We start from the raw sequence: 466 nt of genomic DNA, 5'->3' as shown, positions 1-466 counted from the left end.
CATCGACCAAGCAGAGGCGTCGAGTGATGATTATCGCGAACCGGACCCGTTCCTCGTCATATTGTCTGTTATTAATTCACAGATCAATGAACGAGATGCTGCCGCCGTCTATCTTGGGTTAGATATTATCAGCCGTCGGGTGAGCGAACTCTTAGCGGAGTGTTCTGTAGAGATGCTTGAGGAGGACGCACCTGTCGGTGACTCACTGGAAGATCTCTGTACGAATCGACTCACGAGTACTGGTGAGACTGCTGTTTCGGCGGAATTAGAGGAGGGTGCGACCGAGGTAGTGAGTACCCTAGAGACAATCGGGCGGGCTGGAGTTGACAAATCACTGGAGCGACCCGTTCTCCTTCCGGTACGCGGGCTTTCGGATCTTGTTCTTGATTTAGGTCATGACGGTATCGATGAACGAGTGCGGGGAGAAGCGATTGAGTCGGCGAAGGATATGTTACAAAATGCTGCT

General features: G+C 51.9%; 1 pseudogene. It reads left to right on the top strand.

What is annotated here, in order from left to right:
* A pseudogene (locus EXE42_RS19830) lies at window positions 1–466 on the top strand (DUF2254 domain-containing protein); the annotation flags it as partial.

The organism is Halorubrum sp. SP3, assembly GCF_005435195.1.
Lineage (GTDB): Archaea > Halobacteriota > Halobacteria > Halobacteriales > Haloferacaceae > Halorubrum > Halorubrum sodomense.
This window is presented reverse-complemented; position numbering and strand designations above follow the sequence as displayed.